Origin of the sequence: Streptomyces fodineus (assembly GCF_001735805.1) — a bacterium.
Classification (GTDB): Bacteria; Actinomycetota; Actinomycetes; order Streptomycetales; family Streptomycetaceae; genus Streptomyces; species Streptomyces fodineus.
The window spans coordinates 7751799-7773517 of record NZ_CP017248.1 but is presented as its reverse complement, the minus strand read 5'-3'; the positions used below and the strand labels follow the sequence as shown (position 1 = coordinate 7773517).

Here is a 21719-nt window from a genome sequence, read left to right as displayed (position 1 = left end):
GACGGACCGACCCCGAAAGGCCGGTCCGATTCTGTCGACGCCATGGCTGGGATGGGCTACGTCACCACCCGTTGCCACTCGAATGAGTGAGCCAGACGCCGGTCAACCTGCATTTATGCAGGTTGACCGGACGTCGGAGTCCCGCGCCCCAAGGGGACGCGGGACTCCGTCGGACAAGCGCGGCTGCCCGCCGAGTAGGCGAACTAGCCCCGCAGGGCCGCCCCGGTCCGCTCACCGGCAAGGGCGACGGCCGCATCCCTGGCAGCCGAAGCCTCATCCACGGTCAGCGTGCGATCGGCGGCGCGGAACCGCAGCGCATACGCCAGCGACTTCTTGCCCTCGCCCAGCTGCTCGGCGTTCTCGTACACATCGAACAGCCGGATGGACTCGAGGAGTTCACCCGCACCCTCGCGCAGCGCCGCCTCGACCTCCCCGGAGGGGACCGGCTTGTCGACGACGAGGGCGACGTCCTGCGTGGCCACCGGGAAGGTGGAGATCCGCGGCGCCCGCGGGACGCCGTCACCCACCGCCTCCAGGGCGTCCAGGTTCAGCTCCATCGCACAGGTGCGCTCGGGCAGACCCAGGGCCTTCAGCACCCGCGGGTGCAGTTCTCCCGCATGGCCCACGACCCGCTCCGTGCCGTCGGCGACGACCGCCAGCTCGGCGCAGCGGCCCGGGTGCCACGGCCCGTACTGGCCCTTGCGGACGAGCAGTTCGGCACCGGCTTCGCGGGCGACCGCACGCGCGGCGTCGATCGCGTCGGACCAGCCCGCCGGACGGCCCTCGCCCCACCAGCCGGCCTGCTCGCGCGCGCCCGTGAGGACGACGGCCACGTGCCGCGGCTGCTCGGGCAGCGCGGCGTTCAGGGCGGCGATCTCCTCGTCGGTGGGACGCCGGTCGACGGGCAGGTGCGTGGCGACGCGCTGTTCGTCGCGGGGGTGGAACACCAGCCCGGTCTCGAACAGCGCCAGGTCGTGCGAGCCCCGGCCGTTGTTGCGCCGCAGGGCGCCGAGCAGACCGGGCAGCAGCGCCGTGCGCAGCGCGGGCTCCTCGTCGCTGAGCGGGTTGACCAGCTTGACGACACGGCGGGCCGGGTCGTCGGCCTCCAGGCCGAGCTGGTCGAAGACCTGCTCGCCGACGAAGGGGTAGCTCGGCGCCTCGACGTAGCCCGCGCCGGCCAGCGCTCGGCCGACCCGGCGGTGCAGTCGCTGGCGGTGGGTCAGGCCGCGGCCCGAGGGGAGCTTGGGCAGCGTGGAGGGCAGGTTCTCGTAGCCCTCCAGGCGGATGACCTCTTCGGCGAGGTCGTTCGGGTCGACCAGGTCGGGCCGCCAGGACGGGACGGTGACGACCAGCTCGTCCTGCCCGTAGACGTCGCAGCCGACCTCCTGGAGGCGGCGGACGACCGTCTCACGGCCGTAGACGACGCCCGCGACCTTGTCCGGGTGGTCGGCCGGGATGGTGATGGTGTGCGGCGCCGAGGGCGCGATGACCTCGGTGACGCCCGCCTCCGCCGTACCGCCCGCGAGCAGCACCAGCAGGTCCACGGTGCGCTGCGCTGCAGCCGCGGCGGCCTGCGGGTCGACGCCGCGCTCGAAGCGGCGGGACGCCTCCGACAGCAGCTTCTGGCGGCGGGCCGTGCGGGCGATGGAGACGGCGTTGAAGTGGGCCGACTCGATCACCACGTCGGTCGTGCCGTTCACCCCGTCCTCGGTGACCTCGTGGTCGGCGATCTCCGTGTTGGCGCCGCCCATCACACCGGCGAGGCCGATGGGGCCGCGGTCGTCGGTGATGACCAGGTCCTCGGCGTGCAGCTTGCGCTCGACGCCGTCGAGGGTGACGAGCTTCTCGCCCTCCTGCGCGCGCCGGACGCCGATGGTGCCCTGGACCAGGTTGCGGTCGTAGGCGTGCAGCGGCTGGCCCAGCTCCATCATCACGTAGTTCGTGACGTCGACGGCGAGCGAGATCGGGCGCATGCCGACCTTCTGCAGCCGGCGCTGGAGCCAGATCGGGGAGCGGGCCTCGGGACGCAGGCCGGTGACGGTGCGGGCGGTGAAGCGGTCGCAGCCGTGGGGGTCGGAGACCTGGACGGGGTAGCCGAAGGCGTTCGGGGCCGGTACGTCGATCAGGGCCGGGTCGCGCAGCGGCAGGCCGTAGGCGATCGCGGCCTCACGGGCGACGCCGCGGATGGACAGGCAGTCGCCCCGGTTGGCGGTGACGGCGATGTCCAGGACCTCGTCGACCAGCTCCAGCAGCTCGATGGCGTCCTTGCCGACCTCGGTCTCCGGCGGCAGCACGATGATGCCGTGGGTGCCGTCGTCGCCCATGCCCAGCTCGTCGGTGGAGCAGATCATGCCGTGGGAGGTCTTGCCGTACGTCTTGCGCGCGGCGATCGCGAAGCCGCCGGGCAGGACCGCGCCCGGAAGCACGACCACGACCTTGTCGCCGACCACGAAGTTACGGGCGCCGCAGACGATCTCCTGGGGCTCGCCGGTGCCGTTGGCCTGGCCGACGTCGACCGTGCAGAAGCGGATCGGCTTCTTGAAGCCCTCCAGCTCCTCGATGGTCAGCACCTGGCCGACGACCAGCGGGCCCTTGAGGTCGGCGCCGAGCTGCTCGACGGTCTCGACCTCGAGGCCGGCCGACACGAGCTTCTCCTGGACGTCGCGGCCGGTTTCCGTCGCCGGCAGGTCGACGTACTCCCGCAGCCAAGAAAGCGGGACCCGCATCAGATCTCCATCCCGAACGGCCGGGTGAACCGGACGTCACCCTCGACCATGTCTCGCATGTCTTCGACGTTGTGGCGGAACATCAGCATCCGCTCGATGCCGAACCCGAAGGCGAAGCCGCTGTACTTCTCCGGGTCGACGCCGCAGGCGGTGAGCACCCGCGGGTTGACCATGCCGCAGCCGCCGAGCTCGATCCAGCCCTCGGACGAGCAGGTGCGGCAGGGCCGGTCGGGGTTGCCGACGGACTCGCCCTTGCAGACGTAGCAGAGCATGTCCATCTCGGCGCTCGGCTCGGTGAAGGGGAAGAAGTTCGGCCGCAGCCGGGTCTTCATGCCCTCGCCGAACAGGGACTGGACCATGTGGTCCAGGGTGCCCTTGAGGTCGGCCATGGTCAGGCCCTCGTCCACGGCGAGCAGCTCGACCTGGCGGAAGACCGGGGTGTGGGTGGCGTCCAGCTCGTCGGTGCGGTAGACGACGCCGGGGCAGATCACGTAGACCGGCAGCTCACGGTCGAGCAGCGAGCGGATCTGCACGGGCGAGGTGTGCGTGCGCAGCACGACGCCGGACTCGGTGCCACCGTCCGGGCCCTGCACGAAGAAGGTGTCGGCCTCGCCGCGGGCCGGGTGGTCCGGGCCGATGTTCAGGGCGTCGAAGTTGAACCACTCCGCCTCGACCTGCGGGCCCTCGGCGACCTCGTAGCCCATGGCCACGAAGATGTCCTCGATGCGCTCCGACAGCGTGGTCAGGGGGTGGCGGGCGCCGGCCGGGACACGGTCGTACGGCAGCGTGACGTCGACGTCCTCCTCCACCAGCACGCGGGCGTCGCGCTCGGCCTCCAGCTCGGCCTGGCGGGCGGCGAGGGCCTTGTTCACGGCGCCGCGGGCCATGCCGACGCGCTTGCCGGCCTCGGCCTTGGCGTGCGGGGGCAGGGCGCCGATCTCGCGGTTGGCGAGGGCCAGCGGGGAGGCGGGGCCGGTGTGGGCGACCTTGGCCTCGTGGAGCGCGTCGAGGGAGTCCGCGGCGGCGAAGGCGGCGAGCGCCTCGTCCCGCATGCGCTCGATCTCTTCCGGTTTCAACGCCTCGACCTCTACAGGGTCGTACGACTTATTGGGTGCCGACATCTCTTCCCGTACTTCCGATTGGCTGGCGGATGGTCCCCGTCACCGGCTCGTGGACAGTGCGTCATGGTCTTCGGGACACAAAGGTGCCAAAGGCCGAGTCTAACGGGGTGGAGGTGGGCGAATGCGCCCGCGGGCCGCTCCGGCTCTCGTCAGGCGAGATACGCCGGTGCGCCCACGGGCAACGTAAATCGGAACTCGGCGCCGCCACCGGGGGCGCGGCCGACCGTGATGGTGCCGCCGTGGGCCTCGACGATGCCCTTGACGATGTACAGCCCGAGGCCGGTGCCGCCGCGCTTGCTGCCCCGCCAGAAGCGGGTGAAGACGCGGTTCATGGACTCCTCCGGGATGCCGGGCCCTTCGTCGCTCACCGTGACCGACGTGCCGGTTTCCTCGCCCTCGCGCGGGGATGCGCAGGGCATGACGTCAATGGTGACGGTTCCCTCGCCGTGCCGCACGGCATTTTCGATGAGGTTGCTGAGCACCTGGTCGATCTTGTCGGGGTCGGCCCACAGGCCGGGCAGCGGCTGTTCGATGCGGAGCAGGAAGCGGTCGGCGGGCTGGCCGGCGGCGACGTAGGCCTGGATGTGCCGGGAGACGGCGGCCCCGATGTCGACGGGCTGCCGGCGCACCTCCAGCCGCCCGGAGTCGATCCGCGAGATGTCGAGCAGCTCGGCGATGAGCCGGGTGACCCGGTCGGCGTCGGCGTCGACGGTCTCGAGCATCAGCCGCTTCTGGTCGTCGGTGAAGCGTGCCCACTTGGCGAGGAGCGTGGCGGTGAAGCCCTTCACGGAGGTGAGGGGTGAGCGCAGCTCATGGGCGACCGTCGCTATCAGCTCGGCGTGGCTGCGCTCGGTACGGCGGCGGGCCTCGGTGTCCCGAAGGGACACCACGACCCGCCGGACGGGCCCCAACGGCTCGGCGCGCACATACCCGGCGCAGACCAGCACCTCCCGCCCGCCGGGCAGCAGCAGGTTGCGCTCCGGCTGCCGCACCCGGATCGCGAGCCCGCCGTAGGGATCGGTCAGCTGCCACCAGCGGCGACCCTCCAGGTCCTCCAGCGGCAGCGCCTTCTCCAGGGGCTGGCCGAGGGCGTCGGCGGGCCGTACGGCGGTGATGCGGGCGGCGGCGGCGTTGAAGCAGACGACGCGGCCGTGTTCGTCGGCGATGACGAGGCCGTCGGGCAGCTGGTCGGGGTCGAGGTCCGCGGGACGGCCGTACCGGCACGCGGCGGTGCGGCGCGCGTCCCGTCCCTCCGGTCCCCCCGGCGCGGTGCTCGTGCCGGCCACACTCATCCCCGTACCCCACCTCTCAGACGGCGCAGGGCCCCCGGCAGGTCACCCTACTAGCTCTCGGTGACTGAGCGGCACCCTCCGCAGGCGCGCTGTGCACGGGCCGACGCGTAGAGACATACGGCGGCGGCCGTGGCGAGGTTCAGGCTCTCGGCCTTTCCGTGGATGGGGACGCGTACGACGGCGTCGGCGAGGGCGCGGGTCTCCTCCGGGAGTCCCCAGGCCTCGTTGCCGAACACCCAGGCGGTGGGGCCGCCCATGGTGCCCTTGTCGAGCTCGTCGTCGAGATCGTCGGTCCCGGCCCCGTCGGCGGCGAGGATCCGCACGCCGGTGTCCCTGAGCCCGGCCACGGCCCGCTCGACGGGCACGCCGACGGCGACGGGCAGATGGAAGTGGGAGCCCACGGAGGCGCGTACGGCCTTGGGGTTGTACAGGTCCACGGAGGCGTCGGTGAGGATCACGGCCTCGGCCCCCGCGGCGTCGGCGCACCGCAGCACGGTCCCGGCGTTGCCGGGGTCCCGCACATGGGCGAGCACGGCGACGAGCTTGGGCCGGGCGGCGAGGATCTCCTCGAAGGGCGTGTCCAGGAACCGGCATACGCCGACGAGACCCTGCGGGGTCACGGTGGTGGAGATGTCGGCGATGACGTCCTCGGAGGCCAGGTGCACCCGCGCGCCCGCGTCCCGCGCGGCCCCGATGATGTCGGCGTAGCGCTCCGCGGCCTCGACGGTGGCGAACACTTCGACGAGTGTCGGGGTACCGCCGACCCGATGCCCGGCCGCCTCCCGGACGGCCTGCGGCCCCTCCGCGAGAAACAGCCGGTCCTTGCCCCGGAAGTTCCGCTTGGCCAGCCGCCGCGCGGCGGCGACGCGGGCGGACCGGGGGGAGATCGGCTCGGGAGCGGGGGTCATCCTCTTCTTCACCTTCAAGAGAGTTCTGTTTGTGGCGCAGGCGGGCCGCAGCGCCCCGTCAGGGGCGCGGGGCTGTATCGATATGCGGCTCCGCCGCGCGGGCGCGGCCAGCCCCACGCACCCGCAGCCGAACGAGCACCTTGCGGACGCCAACAACAGGACCCGCAAGCCATGAAGCCTGCGGGTCCAGTGAACGTCGGCCTAGAGCCAGCGCAGCGTCACGCGGCCTTCGGCGCGTTGACGTCCGACGGCAGCGCCTTCTGCGCGACCTCGACGAGCGCGGCGAACGCGCTCGCGTCGTTGACCGCCAGCTCGGCCAGGATCTTGCGGTCGACCTCGATGTTCGCGGCCTTCAGACCCTGGATGAAGCGGTTGTAGGTGATGCCGTTGGCGCGGGCAGCGGCGTTGATGCGCTGGATCCACAGCTGACGGAAGTCGCCCTTGCGCTTCTTGCGGTCGTTGTAGTTGTAGACCAGCGAGTGGGTGACCTGCTCCTTGGCCTTGCGGTACAGGCGCGAACGCTGACCGCGGTAGCCGGAGGCCTGCTCGAGGATCGCCCGGCGCTTCTTGTGGGCGTTGACTGCCCGCTTGACGCGTGCCACTTGTTAACTCCTTGTAGCGGGGTCGTGGTGGTCTTCACACGACCCGGAAACGGCTGGGTCCCGGTTTTGGCGTACGGCGCTCAGGGGTTGACGAGCGCCGGGTACGTCACTTGCCGAGAAGCTTCTTGATCTTCGCGGCGTCGCCCGGGGCCATCTCGGCGTTGCCGGTGAGGCGACGCGTGACGCGGGACGACTTGTGCTCGAGCAGGTGGCGCTTGCCGGCGCGCTCGCGGAGCACCTTGCCGGAGCCGGTGATCTTGAAGCGCTTGCTGGCACCGCTGTGCGACTTGTTCTTCGGCATAGCGCCGTTATCTCCTCGTCGGTGGCGCTCCGGTGCCCGGTCGTGAAACCGGGCACGGTGGAGCGTCGCTCTTCTATCGGTTACATCCTCGGGGACGTGGACTCCCCCGGGATCACGCCTCGGCAGGCTCCTCGGACGGCGCCTCAGCCTCGGCAGGGTTCTGCGACTTACCGGGGTTCGCCTTCGCCTCGGCCTTGCGGGCCTCCTGCGCCTGACGGGCCTCGGCCATCGCCTCGGTCTTCTTCTTGTGCGGACCGAGGACCATGATCATGTTGCGGCCGTCCTGCTTCGGGTTCGACTCGACGAAACCGAGGTCCTGGACATCCTCCGCGAGGCGCTGCAGCAGCCGGTAGCCCAGCTCGGGCCGGGACTGCTCGCGACCACGGAACATGATCGTGATCTTGACCTTGTCGCCCTGCTTGAGGAACCGGACGACGTGACCCTTCTTGGTGTCATAGTCGTGCGGGTCGATCTTCGGCCGGAGCTTCATCTCCTTGATGACCGTGTGCGCCTGGTTCTTGCGCGCCTCACGGGCCTTCATGGCCGACTCGTACTTGAACTTCCCGTAGTCCATGAGCTTGCACACGGGCGGACGGGCGTTCGCCGCGACCTCGACCAGGTCCAGGTCGTACTCCTGCGCAAGCTCCAGTGCCTTCGCGAGCGGCACGATGCCGACCTGCTCGCCACTGGGACCGACAAGTCGCACCTCGGGAACGCGAATCCGGTCGTTGATGCGGGGCTCGGCGCTGATGGATCCTCCTCGGTAGCACCACACGGTTGTCTGGCGGACAGCCGCGTACGTCTCTTTTCGTAAGACCTAACCGCGCCGAAGCACAAAAAATGCCCCGGACGATCACAGGCGGGGCTCCAACGCACTACCGGAGCACCGCCGCGATGCCGCGGGGCGCGCTTTCGGGCGACTCCATCGTCCGTACGGAACGATGGTGGCCGCCTGACCGGGTGACCCGCCGTCCCGGAGGACGGTCAGGTGGGAGATCGGAGCCTCCACTTGTGGGCCGGGCGCCCTGTTGTTCGCAAGGCTATGTCCGGCCGGTCGTCTACCAGGTTAGCAGGATCGCTTGACAAGGCCTAATCGAGAACCCGTGATCCGGAACCGCTTATCGTGTGGGGCATGAGTGACACCCCTCCTGAGAACCCCGACTTCGACGCGATGACCCGGGACATCGCCGAGGTCCCCGCCGTCGAGGTGATCGTGACGGTCGCCGTCAACCTGATGAGCGCCGCCGCCGTGAAGCTCGGGCTGAGCGAGGAGGGTGAGAAGTACAAGGACCTGGACGAGGCCCGCAAGCTGATCACCGCGCTCGCCGGCCTGCTGGACGCGAGCGCGACCGAGATCAGCTCCTTCCACGCGGCCCCGCTGCGCGACGGCCTGAAGTCGCTGCAGCTGGCGTTCCGCGAGGCGTCGATCGTCCCGGACGAGCCGGGCCAAGGGCCGGGCGAGAAGTACACCGGCCCGGTCTACGGCTAGCTCACCCGCGTACGTACAGGGGCTCGCCCGGAGGCGTCGTCCCGGCCGGCAGCAGTGCCAGGTCGAGGCCGCGCACCAGGCGGGCCCTCAGTGTTTCGTCGGCGGCGAGGCGCTCGGCGACCGCGCGGGCGGCCTCGGCGGGCGGCGCGGCCGGGTCGAGGACGAGGGCGAGGGTGCCGTCGGCCTGTCCGGGCCCGAGGTGGGCGCGCAGCACGGCGGGCTCCGCCGCCACGGCCGTACGGACGGCCTCGACGACGGCCGGGTCGGTGAGCGGGTCGGTACTGGTGCGGCCCTCGGCGAGGGCGAGCAGCGCCGGGCCGGTGAGCTCGAACGGCACCGGTCCGGCGAGGTCCAGCACGACCGTGTCGGCCTTCTCGTGGGCGGCGGCCTGCAGCGCCTGGTGCAGGGGTACGGCGACCGGGCGGGCCGCGGGGTCCCAGCGGGCGAGGGAGGCGGTGGAGGTGAAGGCGGGCAGGGCGGTGCGGTCGCCGGCCTTCAGGGTGGGTACGGCCATGTCGCTGGTCTTCTCGCGGCGCAAGCCGTTCTCGTCCTCCTCGACCTCGCCGAGCACGGCGACGACGGGGACCAGCAGACGGGCACCCTTGAGCGCCTCGAGGACGGGTCCGAGGGCGCCGCGGTCCTCGGCCCAGGCGGCGAGCGCGGCGCTCAGCCGGGGGTCGGCGGAGCCGTCGTCGTCGGAGAAGCCGGGGTCGGGAATGTTCTTGTTCGCCACGGTCACCGACCCTATAGGCACCCCACCGGCCCGCCGCACGGGAGCCTTCACCCACCTCTCAGCGTTTCCTGACCCCCGTCTCATGCCCGTCCGACGGCGCGCACAGCCGGCGCCCCGAGCATCCCGGGCGTGGAGTCCCCCAGCGCCCGCTCTCGCCGCCGTGCGCGCCCGTCCCGGCGCCGTCCGCTGCTACATGCCGTGCTCGCCGTGATCGCCGTGGGCGGGGTCACCGCGGGCGGCACGGCCTGTGTGAAGGCGCGGGCGCGCTCGGGGACCGCGGCCGTATCGTCGGCCCCGTCGCTCTCGGCCTCCTCCCCGGCCGGGGCGGGCGAGGAGGCTTCCGTGGAACCCGTGACGCAGCCGGCCGTGGACCGGGACGCACTGCTGAGCAAGGCGATGACGGGGGTGAGCGTGCCGTCGGGCGCGCAGGTGTCGGCGGCGGTGCTGGCGGTGCGCTCCGGTGACGGCGCGGTCTACGGGGACGGGGCCTTCGACACGGCCAGCATCGTCAAGGTCGACATCCTGGCCACGCTGCTGCTCCAGGCGCAGGACGCGGGCCGGCGGCTGACGGCGGCCGAGGAGGCGTACGCCACGCGGATGATCGAGAACAGCGACAACGCGTCCGCGACGGCGCTGTGGCACACGATCGGGCGGGCGGACGGCCTGGACGCCGCGAACGAGCGCTTCGGGCTGACCGCGACCTCCGGTGGCGAGGGCGGGCTGTGGGGGCTGACGCAGACCACGGCCGCCGACCAACTCGCCCTGCTCCGGCAGGTGTTCGGGGAGGACTCGAAGCTGAGCGCGGCCTCCCGGACCTATGTGCAGGGGCTGATGGAGTCGGTCGAGGCGGATCAGCGGTGGGGCGTGTCGGCCGCCGCGGACGGCAACTCCTGGGCGCTGAAGAACGGTTGGCTGCCGCGCAGTTCGACGGGGCTGTGGGACGTGAACAGCATCGGGCGGATCACGGTGGACGGCACCGACCACCTGGTGGCGGTGCTGTCGAAGGGCACACGGACACAGGCGACGGGCATCGCGCTGGTGGAGGCGGCGGCCAAGGCGGCGGTGTCGGTGTTCGCCGGTAAGTGATCGGTATGAACCGGCAAACGATCCGGTTTCCGGCCCTAAATGACCTACCCTTTAAGGAACTTGACGATGAGCGGGCCGGATGATGACGTCCTCTTTACGATTTGAGTGTGCCTCGGATCCGGCCACGGAAGGAGCGCAGTGCCTCCCGTACGCCCAACTCGCCGTTCCCTCATAGCCGGTGGTCTCGGGGCCGCAGCCGCCCTCGCCGTTCCCCTGTCGGTACCGACGCCGGCCGCGGCGGCCGGTCTCATTCCCCTCCGGCTGGCCGGGCCGACCGGGCCCGCGCCGGTGGGCGCCGTGGAACTGCACCTGGTCGACCCGTCCCGGACCGATCCCTGGTCGGGGCAGCAGCGCGAGCTGATGGTGACCGTGACGTACCCGGCCGCCGACGTCCGTGACCGCATGATGCTGCCCTGGCTGCCGGCGGGTGCCGAGCGTGCGCTCAAGGCGCGCTTCGGGGGCGCGGTGGACGCCTACGCGCTCCCGCAGACCCACAGCGCGGACCGCGCACCGGTCCGGCCGGGCCGCCGTCCCGTACTGCTGCACTCGCCGGGTTATCAGTCGGACCGCACCTTCAACACGCTGCTCATCGAGGACCTGGCGTCCTGGGGCTATGTCGTGGTCGCGGTCGACCATCCCTACGACTCGGGCGAGGTGGAGTTCCCGGACGGCCGCGTGCTGGTCAACCGCCCCGACGACGCGAGCTACGAGGCCCGCACGGCCGCGGTCGCGGTCCGCGCCGCCGACCTGCGGTTCGTCCTCGACCAGCTGACCGTGCTGGACCGGGGCGGAAACCCCGACGCCGAGCGGCGCCCGCTCCCGCGCGGGCTGCGCGGGACGCTGGACCTCACACGGGTCGGCGCCTTCGGGCACTCCCGGGGCGGCGCCGCGTCGGCGCTCGTGATGTATCGGGACGAGCGGGTGCGAGCCGGCATCGACCTGGACGGCGCGCTGTACGGGCCGGTGGTCCAGCGGGGCCTCGACCGGCCGTTCCTGCTGATGGACACGGCGCACCACGACGGGCTGAACGAGGACGGCTCCTGGCCGCCGTTCTGGCGGCACCTGCGCGACTGGCGCCGGTTTCTGCGGCTCGCGGACGGCGACCACAACTCCTTCACCGACGTCGTGGCCGTCGCGCCCCAGCTGCCCGAACCGGTGCGGCAGCGGCTGCAGGCCGGCAAGATCCCCGCCGACCGGGCGGTGGCCGCCGTACGGGCGACCGTGCGGGCCTTCTTCGATCTCCGGCTGCGCCGCCGTCCCGACACCGGGCACCTGCTGTGGGGCGCCTCGCCGCGCTACCCCGAGATCGAGTACATCGCCGGGTAGCGGCCGACGCCGGACGCCCTCAGGCCGGCTGCCTGCGGCCCCGCCACAGCACCACGCCCGCGACCAGGAGGACTCCGCCGACACCGCCGGCCAGCGGGCCCGCCCAGTCGGCGGACGAGGACGGGGCCTTGGGGGCGTCCGGGCCGGCGCCGAAGTACTTCTTGTCGTACGACGACACGCGCAGGCTCTCCGGCTGGATCCGGTCGGCCGCCCGCAGCGCCGCCGCCGGGTCGATCATGCCGAAGCCGCGGGAGTCGTCCCGGCCGCCGACCGGGGCGTCCCGGGCGGTGTCCTCCAGGAGCTTCTTGATCTGGGCCGGGCTCAGCCCGGGGTGGGCGGCCTTGACCAGCGCCGCCGCGCCGGAGACGAACGCGGAGGCGGCCGAGGTGCCCCAGCCCTCGTAGTACTTGTGGTCGGGGTCGGCGATGACCACGTCGACACCGGGTGCGCTGACGGCCGCGTACCAGCGGCGGGTGGAGAACGAGGCGCGGGTGTCGTAGCGGTCGACGGCGGTGGCGGCGATGACGCCGGGGTAGGCGGCCGGATAGGAGACATGGTCGCCCTTGTCGCCGCCGTTGCCCGCGGAGGCGACGACCACCACGCCCTTCTTCAGGGCGTACTGCACGGCCTCGTCCTCGCTCGGCTCGGGGTGCGCGGAGTTCGAGTCGTCGCCGAGGGAGAGGTTGATGACGTCGGCACCGTGGTCGGCGGCCCAGCGGATGCCGTCGGCGAGGGCGTTGCCGCGGGTGGTGCGGGCCTTGGTGCGGGCGGGGTCGCCGTCCTCCAGGATCACCCGGACGGGCAGGATCTTCGCCTCGGGGGCGACGCCCATGACGCCGGCCGCGTTGCCGGGTCCGTGGCCGTGTCCGGCGATGATGCCGGCCATGGCGGTGCCGTGCCGGGCCCAGCTGCGGTCGCCGGGCCCCGCGCCGAAGCCGATCATGTCCTTGGCGGGCAGCACATTGCCGGCGAGGTCCGGGTGGTCGGCCTCCACCCCGGTGTCCAGCACGGCGACGGTGACGCCCCGGCCCTTGGTGGTCTGCCAGGCCTCGTCCAGGTGCAGGGCGGCGAGGCCCCACTGCTGGGCGCGGATGCCGTCGGCGTGCGCCGCGGCGGCGGGCAGCAGGGTGAGGGCACCGGTGAGCAGCAGGCTCACCGCCGCTCCCGCGCCGTCGATGCGGCGGTGGCCGCGTATCGATCGCCTCATGAAGGGTTCTCCGTGGCCGTGCCGATGCTCTGGCGCAGCCGCCGTTCGATGCGGTCGGCCAGGCCCTGGGCCTCGTTGCCGAGACCGGCCTGGGCCGGTGCGGTGGTGGCTTCGGCGCTCACGGCGTCGGCGGCGGGCTGGGGCACATCGGCGCTGCGGCCGTCGGCCCAGCCGGAGACGGCGTACGCCACGACGGGGGCGTCGGTGAGGACGGAGATGGTCCAGGAGGCGCGCTGCTTGTCGCCGAAGCCGGCCGCGACGGTGTCCTTGGCCGCGTACGGGCGGGGCATCAGGTCGGCGCGCCGGTCCAGGCCCTCGGTGCGGAAGCGGTGGGCGAGCGCGGCCATGGCGACGGGGTCGGCCTTGGTGAACAGCAGGCCGACGGTGGTGACGTAGCTCTGGGTGGCGTCGGTGTAGGTGGCGCGCAGCAGCCGCTGGCAGCCGACCGGGGCGAGGACCTTCTGCAGCAGCGGGTCGAAGGCGTGGGCGCAGCCGCTGTCCGGGGCCACGGCGACCCTGGTCCAGGTGCGGTCGGCGCCGCCGGGTCCGGCGCCGGTGCCCTCGACGGTGGGCGGGAAGAGCTGGTCGACGGGCGCGTTGTGCCAGAGCGTCCCGGCGGTGGCGAAGTGATCGCCCAAGGCGCCGTCCTCACCGTCGTCGGTGAGCCAACTCCCGGTCACGGCACCGCCGATGAGCCCGAGGCCGAGCACGATGCAGGCGGCAGCGGCGGCGGTACGGGGCCCGACCCGGAGCCGGGCCCGCCCACCGAACGCCTCGGGCTCCCCGGCCACCATGACCGGCCGCGCGGCCATGGCACTCCAGGACAGCGCCGGGTCCGGCAGCGACACCCCCACGGGCGGTGGCGGGCCGACGGGACGGGCCGGGGCCAGAGGACTCCAGGCACTCGTCTGCGCCCGCCCGGCGGACACCGCGGACGCGGACGCGGAGACGGAGGCGGTACGGCGCTCGCCGCCCGGCCCGGGAGCGGGGCCGGGCACGGTACCGGGCCGCTGTGTCCTCGGGGAGTCGGTGATCGGGCGGAGCCGGGCCGTCGTCTCGGTGGAGGTCTCGGCCGGGGCTCCGGGGCGGTGGGCGGTGCGATCGGGCCCGCCCGCACCGGATCCGCTCCGGCTCGGCGGCGCATCGGGGAACCGGGCGGAGGCGGGCGGCGGAGGCGGACTCACGAACGCACCGGCCGCGGGCACGGAGGTCCGCGACCCGCCGGACCCGAGCCCTTGCCCCGCACGGCCACCGGAGCCCCCGCTGGACGGCGCGCCACCGCGTACGCGGCCCTCGCCGGACAGCGAGCCATTGCCCACGGACTGCCCGGAAGAGGACGAGCGGTCACCGACGGGCCGTCCGGAAGGGGACGAGCCGTCACCGACGGGCCGTCCGGAAGGGGACGAGCCGCTACCGACGGGCCGTCCGGAAGGGGACGAGCCGCTACCGACGGACCGACCGGAAGAGGACGAGCCGCTACCGACGGACCGACCGGAAGAGGACGAGCCGCTACCGACGGACCGACCGGAAGAGGACGAGCCGCTACCGACGGACCGACCGGAAGAGGACGAGCCGCTACCGACGGACCGACCGGAAGAGGACGAGCCGCTACCGACGGACCGACCGGAAGAGGACGAGCCGTTGTCCACGGGCCCCGTGGTGGAAGGCGCGCTGTCGCTCGCGGGCCGCCTGGCAGAACCCGACCCACTGCCCACGGGCGCCTCAGAGAAAGGCACGCTGCCGCCTACGGACCGCCCGGCAGAAGCCGACCCGTTACCCACGGAGCTCCCGGCAGAAGGCGAGCCGCTGCCCACGGACCCCCCGGCAGGAGACCCGCTGTTACCCACGGACCGTCCAGCAGAAGCCGACCCATCACCCACAGCCCCCCCGGCAGAAGGCGAGCCGTTGCCCACGGCCCCGCCGGAAGAAGGCGCCCCGTTGCCCTCAGGTGCCACGGCAGTAGACCCGCCGTCGCCTGCGAGACCACCCGCCGATGCCCGACCGTCCCCGGCCGGTGCCCAGCCCTCACCTGCCGCTGTCCCGGGCGAGACGCGGCCCTCGACGGGGAAGCCACCGGCCGGCCGGTGGCCCTCGCTCGCGGCTGCCCCCGCCGAAGGTCCCTGCCCGCCCGCCGCACCCACCTGACTCGGGCGGCGGCCGGTCCGGGGAGTGAAGACCGACGGCTCGTCGTCGGGGTCCTCCGGCGAGACCTCGTCGGACAGGCGGCCGGGTGGAGTGGAAGGGCGCGGTGGGATGGGAGCGTGGCGCGCTTCCGTGCTCATGCACCCCCCGTTTCCTCGTGCCCGGGCCGTCCTCACGTACGCGGGCCGATGCGCTGCTCGGCTGCGCCCGGCGCGGAAGATCCGTCCGGGCACGCATACCCGTACGGCCGGACCGGCATCCCGGTTCAGCGAAGCGGCCGGGGGCGTTCCGCCGTACGTGCGCGTCACTCTACGGGTTGTCCGGGCCGGAATCAGAACCAGTCCGGGGGGCCGGGGCATCTGCCCGGAACGTCCCCCTACCCTGCGGTAATCCTGTCTGGCAGGCTTCCGTCATGACTGCGCGCGCCGCCGACCGGGCCCGTTACGACCGGGCCACCGCCCATCTCGACGCCCCTCTCGCGATCGTGGACCTGGACGCCTTCGACGCCAACGCGGCCGATCTCGTCCGCCGGGCCGCGGGCAAGCCGGTGCGGGTCGCCAGCAAGTCCGTGCGTTGCCGGGCCCTGCTGGAGCGGGTGCTGGCCAAGGACGGCTTCCGGGGCATCATGTCGTTCACGCTGGCCGAGTCGCTGTGGCTCGCGCGTTCCGGTTTCGACGACGTGCTGCTGGCCTATCCGTCCGCCGACCGGAGCGGTTTCGCCGAGCTGGCCGCCGATCCCAAGCTCGCCGGTGCGGTCACCGTGATGGTGGACGATCCGGCGCACCTCGATCTCATCGACGCCGCCCGCGACGGCGGACGTGAACTCGTCCGGGTCTGCCTGGAGTTGGACACCTCGCTGCACCTGCTCGGCGGCCGGGTCAGGGTCGGGGCGCGGCGTTCTCCGCTGCGCTCCCCCGCCCAACTCGCCGAGCTGGCCCGCTCGGTGGCGCGGCGGCCCGGCTTCCGGCTGGTCGGGATCATGGCGTACGAGGGGCACGTCGCGGGTGTCGGGGACGCGGTGGCCGGCCGGCCGCTGAGGTCCCGGGCGATCCGGCTGATGCAGGCCGCGGCCCGCCGGGAACTGGCCGGGCGGCGGGCGGCGGTGGTGCGCGCGGTGCGGGCCGTCGTGCCCGATCTGGAGTTCGTCAACGGCGGTGGCACGGGCAGTGTGCAGCACACCGCCGCCGAGGACGCCGTGACCGAGATAGCGGCCGGTTCGGGGCTGTACGTGCCGCGGCTCTTCGACAACTACACGTCGTTCACCGGCCGTCCGGCGGCCCTGTTCGCCCAGCCCGTCGTACGACGGCCGGGGGTCGGCGTGGTCACCGTGCTCGGCGGCGGGTATCCGGCCTCCGGTGCCGCCGGTCCCGACCGGCTGCCGGTGCCGTACCTGCCCGAGGGCCTGGAGTACGACCCCCAGGAGGGCCCCGGCGAGGTGCAGACCCCGCTGCTGGGCTCGCCCGCCGACGACCTCCTCATCGGTGACAAGGTGTGGTTCCGGCACGCCAAGGCGGGCGAGCTGTGCGAGCGGTTCGACGCCCTGCACCTGATCGAGGGGGACACGGTCACCGCGACCGTGCCCACCTACCGGGGTGAGGGCCAGACCTTCCTCTGACCGGCCCTACAGGGGCGTGACGTACGCGCCCGCGATACCGCCGTCCACCAGGAAGTCGGTGGCGTTGACGAAGGAGGAGTCGTCGCTGGCCAGGAAGGCGACGGCGGCGGCGATCTCCTCGGCCTCGGCGAACCGGCCGACCGGGATGTGGACGAGACGCCGCGCGGCCCGCTCGGGGTCCTTGGCGAACAGCTCCTGCAACAACGGGGTGTTGACCGGGCCCGGGCACAGGGCGTTCACGCGGATGCCCTCCCGGGCGAACTGCACGCCCAGTTCCCGGGACATGGCGAGGACGCCGCCCTTGGAGGCCGTGTACGAGATCTGCGAGGTCGCGGCACCCATCCGTGCCACGAAGGACGCGGTGTTGATGATGGAGCCCTTGCCCTGGCGCCGCATGTAGGGAATCGCGGCCTTGCAGCACAGGTAGACGGAGGTGAGGTTGACCTCCTGGACCCGCTTCCAGGCCTCCAGGCCGGTCTCCAGGATGGAGTCGTCGTCCGGCGGGGAGATGCCGGCGTTGTTGAAGGCGACGTCGACGCTGCCGTAGGTGTCGTACGCCGTCTTGAACAGCGCCTCGACCTGCTCCGGGTCGGTGACGTCGACCTTGACGAAGAGCCCGCCGACCTCGTCGGCGACGGCCTTGCCGCGGGCTTCGTCCACGTCCGCGCAGACCACGTGGGCGCCCTCGGAGGCGAGCCGGCGGGCGGTGGCGAGGCCGATGCCGCTGCCGGCTCCGGTCACGACGGCGGTACGGCCGACCAGGCGGCGGCAAACAGATTCTGCGGTCACTGTGCGGGGCCCTCCGTGCTGGGGAGACGTTGCTGATGAAGACGTTCTTGGTTTCGGTGAAGGCGGTCAGGGCGTCGGGGCCCAGTTCGCGGCCAAGGCCGGACTGCTTGTAGCCGCCGAACGGGGTCCAGTAGCGGACGCTGGAGTGGGAGTTGACGGACAGGTTGCCCGCGCGGACGGCCTGGGAGACGCGCAGGGCGCGGCCGAGGTCCCGGGTCCACAGGGAGCCGGAGAGGCCGTAGGGGGTGTCGTTGGCGAGGCGGATCGCGTCCTGTTCGTCGGTGAAGGGCAGGAGGACGGCGACCGGGCCGAAGATCTCCTCGCGGGCCGCCTGGCCGTCCGGCCGCTCCCCCGTCAGGACCGTCGGCGGGAACCAGAAGCCGGGGCCGTCGGGGGCGCTGCCGCGCAGCGCGGGGGCGTCCTCGGGGACGTACGACCGTACGCGGTCCAGCTGCTGACGCGAGATCAGCGGGCCCATCTGGGTCTTCTCGTCGGCCGGATCGCCCACGACCACGGAGGCGAGCGCGTCGGCGAGGAACTCGCGGGCCTCCTCCAGCACCGGCTCCTGGACCAGGATGCGGGTGCGGGCGCAGCAGTCCTGGCCGGAGTTGTCCAGGAAGGAGAACGGGTCGAGGGCGGAGGTGAGGTCGGCGTCGGCGAAGACGATGTTGGGGCTCTTGCCGCCGAGTTCGAGGGTGACCGGCTTGACGAGCCTCGCGCAGCGCTCCATGACCTCGCGGCCGGTGCGGGTGGAGCCGGTGAACACGATCTTGGCGACGTCCGGGTGGTCGACCAGGGCGCGTCCCGCGGTGTGGCCGTAACCGGGCAGCACCTGGAAGACATGCTCGGGCAGGCCCGCCTCGAGGGCGAGTTCGGCGAGGCGGAGCGCGGTGAGCGGGGTGGTCTCGGCGGGCTTGAGGACGACCGCGTTGCCGGCCGCGAGCGCCGGGAAGGAGCCCCAGGCGGCGATCGGCATCGGGAAGTTCCAGGGGGCGATCACGCCGACGACACCGAGGGGTTCCTGGAAGGTGACGTTCCAGCCGCCGGGCACCGGGATCTGCTTGCCGAGCAGGCGTTCGGCGCCCCCGGCCGCGTACAGCAGCAGATCGCGGGCGTTGCCGGCCTCCCAGCGGGCGTTGCCGACGGTGTGGCCGGCCTCGCGGACCTCCAGCCGGGCGAGTTCCTCGATGCGCGCGTCGACGGTGTCGGCGAAGCGGCGCAGCAGCCGGGCCCGGTCGGCGGGGGCGAGGGCGGCCCACCCGGTCTGGGCGCGCGCGGCCCGTACGACGGCGGCGGCCACGTCCTGCTCGCTCGCGGCGGGGACGGTGGCGACGACCTCTTCCGTGGCGGGGTTGAGGACCTTCAGCTCGTGCGGGTCGGACACGTGATGACCTTTCACAGGCGTTCGAAGGAGCGGCGCAGCTCCCAGTCGGTGACCGCGGCGTCGAAGGCCTCCAGCTCGACGCGCGCCATGTTGCGGTAGTGCGCGACGACCTCGTCGCCGAAGGCGGCCTGCGCGATGGGGCTCTTCTCCCACAGCTCGGCGGCCTCGCGCAGGGTGGTCGGGACGTGTGCGAGGCCGGCGGTGTAGGCGTTGCCGGGGCAGGGCTCGGGGAGTTCGAGCTTCTGCTCGATGCCGTACAGGCCGGCCGCGACCAGACCGGCGACGGCGAGGTGGGGGTTGACGTCGCCGCCGGGCAGGCGGTTCTCGAAGCGCAGGGAGCGGCCGTGGCCGACCACGCGCAGGGCGCAGGTGCGGTTGTCGTGACCCCAGGCGACGGCGGTGGGCGCGAACGAGCCGGGCTGGAACCGCTTGTAGGAGTTGATGTTCGGGGCGTAGAGGAGCGAGAAGTCGCGCAGCGCGGCGAGCTGCCCGGCGAGGAAGTGCCGCATGACCTCGGACATTCCGTCGGCGTCGGCCATCGCGTTCCTGCCGTCGGCGTCGGCGAGCGAGAGGTGGATGTGGCAGGAGTTGCCCTCGCGCTCGTTGTACTTGGCCATGAAGGTGATCGAGACGCCTTCCTGGGCGGCGATCTCCTTCGCGCCGGTCTTGTACAGCGCGTGCTGGTCGCAGGTGACGAGGGCCTCGTCGTAGCGGAAGGCGATCTCGTGCTGGCCGGGGTTGCACTCGCCCTTGGCGGACTCGACGGTGAGGCCGGCGCCGGCCATGTCGTTGCGCAGCCGGCGCAGCAGGGGCTCGATGCGGCCGGTGCCGAGGATGGAGTAGTCGATGTTGTACTGGTTGGCCGGGGTCAGGCCCCGGTAGCCCGCGTCCCAGGCCTGTTCGTAGGAGTCCTTGAAGACGATGAACTCCAGCTCGGTGCCGACCTGGGCGGTGTAGCCGAGCTCGGCCAGCCGCTCCAGCTGGCGGCGCAGGATCTGGCGGGGCGCGGCGACGACCGGCGAACCGTCGTTCCAGGCGAGGTCCGCGACGAGCAGGGCGGTGCCGGGGTGCCAGGGGATGCGGCGCAGGGTGGCGAGGTCGGGGGCCATGGCGAAGTCGCCGTAGCCGCGGTCCCAGGAGGACATCGCGTAGCCGTCGACGGTGTTCATCTCGGTGTCGACGGCGAGGAGGTAGTTGCAGCCCTCGGTGCCGTGCTGCAGGACCTCGTCCAGGAAGAAGCGGGCGGCGAACCGCTTGCCCTGGAGGCGCCCTTGCATATCGGGGAAGGCCAGGACGACAGTGTCGATCTCACCGCTCGCGACGAGGGCGTGCAGTTCCTCGACGCTGAGCGGGGGTGTGCGGTCTGCCACGGGAGAGCCTCCTTCGGCGCCTTCGCGCTTTTTCTGCCGGGCCGGGAGCCATAAGGTATTGCTCAGAACCATTGCTTGGGAAGGGGGTACGGCCGGATGTCCTGGGAGAGCGACATTCAGGGGGTGGGTGACCGGCTCGCTCCGGTGCTGCGTCCGGTGCGGGCGGGCAACGGCTTCGAGGAGGCGCTGGAGCAGATCCTCCAGGTCGTGCGGCTCGGTCTGGTGCCGGGCGGCGAGCGGCTGCCGGCCGAGCGGGAGCTGGCGGAGCGGCTCGGGATCAGCCGGGTGACGCTGCGCGAGGTGCTGAAGGTGCTCCAGGACCAGGGGCTGGTGGAGGCGCGGCGCGGGCGCTACGGCGGAACGTTCGTCCTGCCGCGTACGGACGCGGGTGGCGAGGACGAGCTGCGGCGGCGGATCGCCGAGGTCGACATCGAGGACGTGCTGCGGTTCCGCGAGGTGCTGGAGGTGGGCGCGGCCGGGCTGTGCGCGGCGCACGGGCTGACGGACGAGCAGGCGGAGCGGCTGCGCGAGGCGCTTGCCCGCACGCACGACGCCCCGCTCGCGGACTACCGGCGCCTGGACACCCTGCTGCACCTGACCCTCGCCGAACTGTGCGGCTCCCCGTCCCTGACCGCGCAGTACGCGGCGGTCCGGGCCACGGTCAACGACCTCCTCGACTGCATCCCGCTGCTGGTGCGCAACCTGGAGCACTCGCAGCGTCAGCACACCGCGCTGGTGGAGGCGGTGCTGGACGGGGACGCGGACGGCGCACGGGAGATGATGCGCGAGCACTGCGCGGGCACGGCGGCACTGCTGCGGGGCTTCCTGACGTGAGGCGGGTCTGGAAAGGTATGCGCGTGAACCTTTGGATTCCCGGGAGAGTGGCATGACCGTACGACCGCTGATCGGCATCAGCACCTATCTGGAGTCCGGCGCGCGCTGGGGCGTGTGGGAGCTGGACGCGGCGCTGCTGCCGGCCGGCTATCCACGGCTGGTGCAGCGGGCGGGCGGGCTGGCCGCGATGCTGCCGCCGGACGCACCCGAGCGCGCGGCGCGGACGGTGGCCCGGCTGGACGGGCTGGTCATCGCGGGCGGCCCGGACGTCGACCCGTCCCGCTACGGCGCCGAGCGCTCGCCCCGCACGGGGCCGCCCGCGCGGGAGCGGGACGCGTGGGAGCTGGCGCTGATCGACGCGGCGCTGGCGGCCGGGGTGCCGCTGCTCGGCATCTGCCGGGGCATGCAGTTGCTGAACGTCGCCGTCGGCGGCACGCTCGTCCAGCACCTCGAGGGGCACGCGGAGGTGGTCGGGGTCTTCGGCCGCCATCCGGTCAAACCGGTGCCGGGGACGCTGTACGCCGGGCTCGTACCGGAGGAGACCAACGTGCCGACCTACCACCACCAGGCGATCGAACGGCTCGGCCGGGGACTGATCGCCTCGGCGTACGCAGCGGACGGCACGGTGGAGGCGGTGGAGCTTGCGGCCACCGAGGGCTGGGCGCTGGGAGTTCAGTGGCATCCGGAGATGGGCGAGGACCTGCGGGTGATGCGAGGGCTGGTCGGCCGGGCGGCGTTGCGCCACGGGGGTGCCTGACCGTTGCGGGGTACCGGTCCCCTGTGGCTGGTCGCGC

18 protein-coding genes and 1 pseudogene are annotated in these 21719 nt (G+C 72.6%); 6 read left to right on the top strand and 13 right to left on the bottom strand.

The window, feature by feature from the left end:
* Positions 1 to 203: 203 nt before the first annotated feature.
* The 7 genes from pheT to infC all read right to left on the bottom strand — a co-directional run bounded on the left by pheT (position 204) and on the right by infC (position 7725).
* Complete coding sequence (gene pheT / locus BFF78_RS33565; protein WP_069781880.1) at positions 204 to 2726, bottom strand: phenylalanine--tRNA ligase subunit beta; 2523 nt, start codon at positions 2724 to 2726, stop codon at positions 204 to 206.
* A complete protein-coding gene (gene pheS / locus BFF78_RS33560) occupies positions 2726 to 3847 on the bottom strand; it encodes a phenylalanine--tRNA ligase subunit alpha (protein ID WP_069781879.1) in 1122 nt (373 codons plus the stop codon). The genes pheT and pheS overlap by 1 nt, the downstream gene beginning before the upstream one ends.
* Before the next feature lie 149 nt (positions 3848 to 3996).
* Positions 3997 to 5139: a sensor histidine kinase gene (locus BFF78_RS33555; protein WP_069781878.1), complete on the bottom strand. Its 1143-nt coding sequence runs from the start codon at positions 5137 to 5139 to the stop codon at positions 3997 to 3999.
* 50 nt (positions 5140 to 5189) lie between these two features.
* A complete protein-coding gene (locus BFF78_RS33550; protein ID WP_069781877.1) occupies positions 5190 to 6047 on the bottom strand; it encodes a TrmH family RNA methyltransferase in 858 nt (285 codons plus the stop codon).
* A 218-nt stretch (positions 6048 to 6265) separates the two neighbouring features.
* The gene (gene rplT / locus BFF78_RS33540; protein ID WP_028422957.1) at positions 6266 to 6649 is read right to left on the bottom strand and encodes a 50S ribosomal protein L20; all 384 of its coding nucleotides are present in this window, start codon (positions 6647 to 6649) and stop codon (positions 6266 to 6268) included.
* Positions 6650 to 6755: 106 nt separating this feature from the next.
* The gene (gene rpmI / locus BFF78_RS33535; protein WP_003977225.1) at positions 6756 to 6950 is read right to left on the bottom strand and encodes a 50S ribosomal protein L35; all 195 of its coding nucleotides are present in this window, start codon (positions 6948 to 6950) and stop codon (positions 6756 to 6758) included.
* 112 nt (positions 6951 to 7062) lie between these two features.
* Positions 7063 to 7725, bottom strand: a complete 663-nt coding sequence (gene infC, locus BFF78_RS33530) for a translation initiation factor IF-3 (protein WP_030654735.1) — start codon at positions 7723 to 7725, stop codon at positions 7063 to 7065.
* A gap of 357 nt (positions 7726 to 8082) precedes the next feature.
* On the opposite strand from infC, the gene BFF78_RS33525 reads away from it, so the two are divergent.
* Positions 8083 to 8439: a DUF1844 domain-containing protein gene (locus BFF78_RS33525; protein WP_069781875.1), complete on the top strand. Its 357-nt coding sequence runs from the start codon at positions 8083 to 8085 to the stop codon at positions 8437 to 8439.
* 1 nt (position 8440) lies between these two features.
* Here BFF78_RS33525 and BFF78_RS33520 read toward each other — a convergent pair whose 3' ends face one another.
* Complete coding sequence (locus BFF78_RS33520; protein WP_069783965.1) at positions 8441 to 9172, bottom strand: SseB family protein; 732 nt, start codon at positions 9170 to 9172, stop codon at positions 8441 to 8443.
* 129 nt (positions 9173 to 9301) lie between these two features.
* Between BFF78_RS33520 and BFF78_RS33515 the strand changes: the two genes are divergently transcribed.
* Both BFF78_RS33515 and BFF78_RS33510 read left to right on the top strand, forming a co-directional pair.
* On the top strand, positions 9302 to 10258 hold the full coding sequence (locus BFF78_RS33515; RefSeq protein WP_069781874.1) for a serine hydrolase: 957 nt from the start codon (positions 9302 to 9304) through the stop codon (positions 10256 to 10258).
* A gap of 138 nt (positions 10259 to 10396) precedes the next feature.
* Positions 10397 to 11584 (top strand): alpha/beta hydrolase family protein, encoded by a 1188-nt coding sequence (locus BFF78_RS33510; protein WP_227025980.1) that lies wholly within the window; start codon positions 10397 to 10399, stop codon positions 11582 to 11584.
* A 19-nt stretch (positions 11585 to 11603) separates the two neighbouring features.
* On the opposite strand, the gene mycP is transcribed toward BFF78_RS33510, so the two are convergent.
* Positions 11604 to 12791 carry a type VII secretion-associated serine protease mycosin gene (gene mycP, locus BFF78_RS33505; protein ID WP_069781872.1) on the bottom strand — a complete coding sequence of 396 codons (1188 nt, stop codon included), beginning with the start codon at positions 12789 to 12791 and terminating at the stop codon, positions 11604 to 11606.
* Positions 12788 to 13975, bottom strand: a complete 1188-nt coding sequence (locus tag BFF78_RS48555) for a hypothetical protein (RefSeq protein ID WP_227025979.1) — start codon at positions 13973 to 13975, stop codon at positions 12788 to 12790. The genes mycP and BFF78_RS48555 overlap by 4 nt, the downstream gene beginning before the upstream one ends.
* Positions 13976 to 15345: 1370 nt before the next feature.
* Between BFF78_RS48555 and BFF78_RS33495 the strand changes: the two genes are divergently transcribed.
* Positions 15346 to 16548, top strand: a complete 1203-nt coding sequence (locus BFF78_RS33495; protein ID WP_069781871.1) for an amino acid deaminase/aldolase — start codon at positions 15346 to 15348, stop codon at positions 16546 to 16548.
* 6 nt (positions 16549 to 16554) lie between these two features.
* Here BFF78_RS33495 and BFF78_RS33490 read toward each other — a convergent pair whose 3' ends face one another.
* The 3 genes and pseudogenes from BFF78_RS33490 to BFF78_RS33475 form a co-directional block, all read right to left on the bottom strand.
* On the bottom strand, positions 16555 to 17337 hold the full coding sequence (locus BFF78_RS33490) for a 3-oxoacyl-ACP reductase (protein WP_069781870.1): 783 nt from the start codon (positions 17335 to 17337) through the stop codon (positions 16555 to 16557).
* Positions 17338 to 17350: 13 nt separating this feature from the next.
* Positions 17351 to 18721, bottom strand: a pseudogene (locus BFF78_RS43895) (aldehyde dehydrogenase family protein); the annotation flags it as partial.
* 11 nt (positions 18722 to 18732) lie between these two features.
* Complete coding sequence (locus BFF78_RS33475; protein WP_069781867.1) at positions 18733 to 20091, bottom strand: glutamine synthetase family protein; 1359 nt, start codon at positions 20089 to 20091, stop codon at positions 18733 to 18735.
* A gap of 96 nt (positions 20092 to 20187) precedes the next feature.
* Between BFF78_RS33475 and BFF78_RS33470 the strand changes: the two genes are divergently transcribed.
* Both BFF78_RS33470 and BFF78_RS33465 read left to right on the top strand, forming a co-directional pair.
* Positions 20188 to 20925, top strand: a complete 738-nt coding sequence (locus tag BFF78_RS33470; RefSeq protein WP_069781866.1) for a FadR/GntR family transcriptional regulator — start codon at positions 20188 to 20190, stop codon at positions 20923 to 20925.
* Between the two features lie 52 nt (positions 20926 to 20977).
* On the top strand, positions 20978 to 21682 hold the full coding sequence (locus BFF78_RS33465) for a gamma-glutamyl-gamma-aminobutyrate hydrolase family protein (protein WP_069781865.1): 705 nt from the start codon (positions 20978 to 20980) through the stop codon (positions 21680 to 21682).
* The last annotated feature ends 37 nt before the right edge of the window (positions 21683 to 21719 follow it).

Excerpts from the sequence above, each read along its gene's own strand:
- mycP (WP_069781872.1), bottom strand. The coding sequence starts at position 12,791 with ATGAGGCGATCGATACGCGGCCACCGCCGCATCGACGGCGCGGGAGCG.
- BFF78_RS33465 (WP_069781865.1), top strand. The coding sequence starts at position 20,978 with ATGACCGTACGACCGCTGATCGGCATCAGCACCTATCTGGAGTCCGGC.
- pheS (WP_069781879.1), bottom strand. The coding sequence starts at position 3,847 with ATGTCGGCACCCAATAAGTCGTACGACCCTGTAGAGGTCGAGGCGTTG.
- rpmI (WP_003977225.1), bottom strand. The coding sequence starts at position 6,950 with ATGCCGAAGAACAAGTCGCACAGCGGTGCCAGCAAGCGCTTCAAGATC.
- BFF78_RS33470 (WP_069781866.1), top strand. The coding sequence starts at position 20,188 with ATGTCCTGGGAGAGCGACATTCAGGGGGTGGGTGACCGGCTCGCTCCG.
- BFF78_RS33495 (WP_069781871.1), top strand. The coding sequence starts at position 15,346 with ATGACTGCGCGCGCCGCCGACCGGGCCCGTTACGACCGGGCCACCGCC.
- BFF78_RS33525 (WP_069781875.1), top strand. The coding sequence starts at position 8,083 with ATGAGTGACACCCCTCCTGAGAACCCCGACTTCGACGCGATGACCCGG.
- BFF78_RS33555 (WP_069781878.1), bottom strand. The coding sequence starts at position 5,139 with ATGAGTGTGGCCGGCACGAGCACCGCGCCGGGGGGACCGGAGGGACGG.
- BFF78_RS33550 (WP_069781877.1), bottom strand. The coding sequence starts at position 6,047 with ATGACCCCCGCTCCCGAGCCGATCTCCCCCCGGTCCGCCCGCGTCGCC.
- pheT (WP_069781880.1), bottom strand. The coding sequence starts at position 2,726 with ATGCGGGTCCCGCTTTCTTGGCTGCGGGAGTACGTCGACCTGCCGGCG.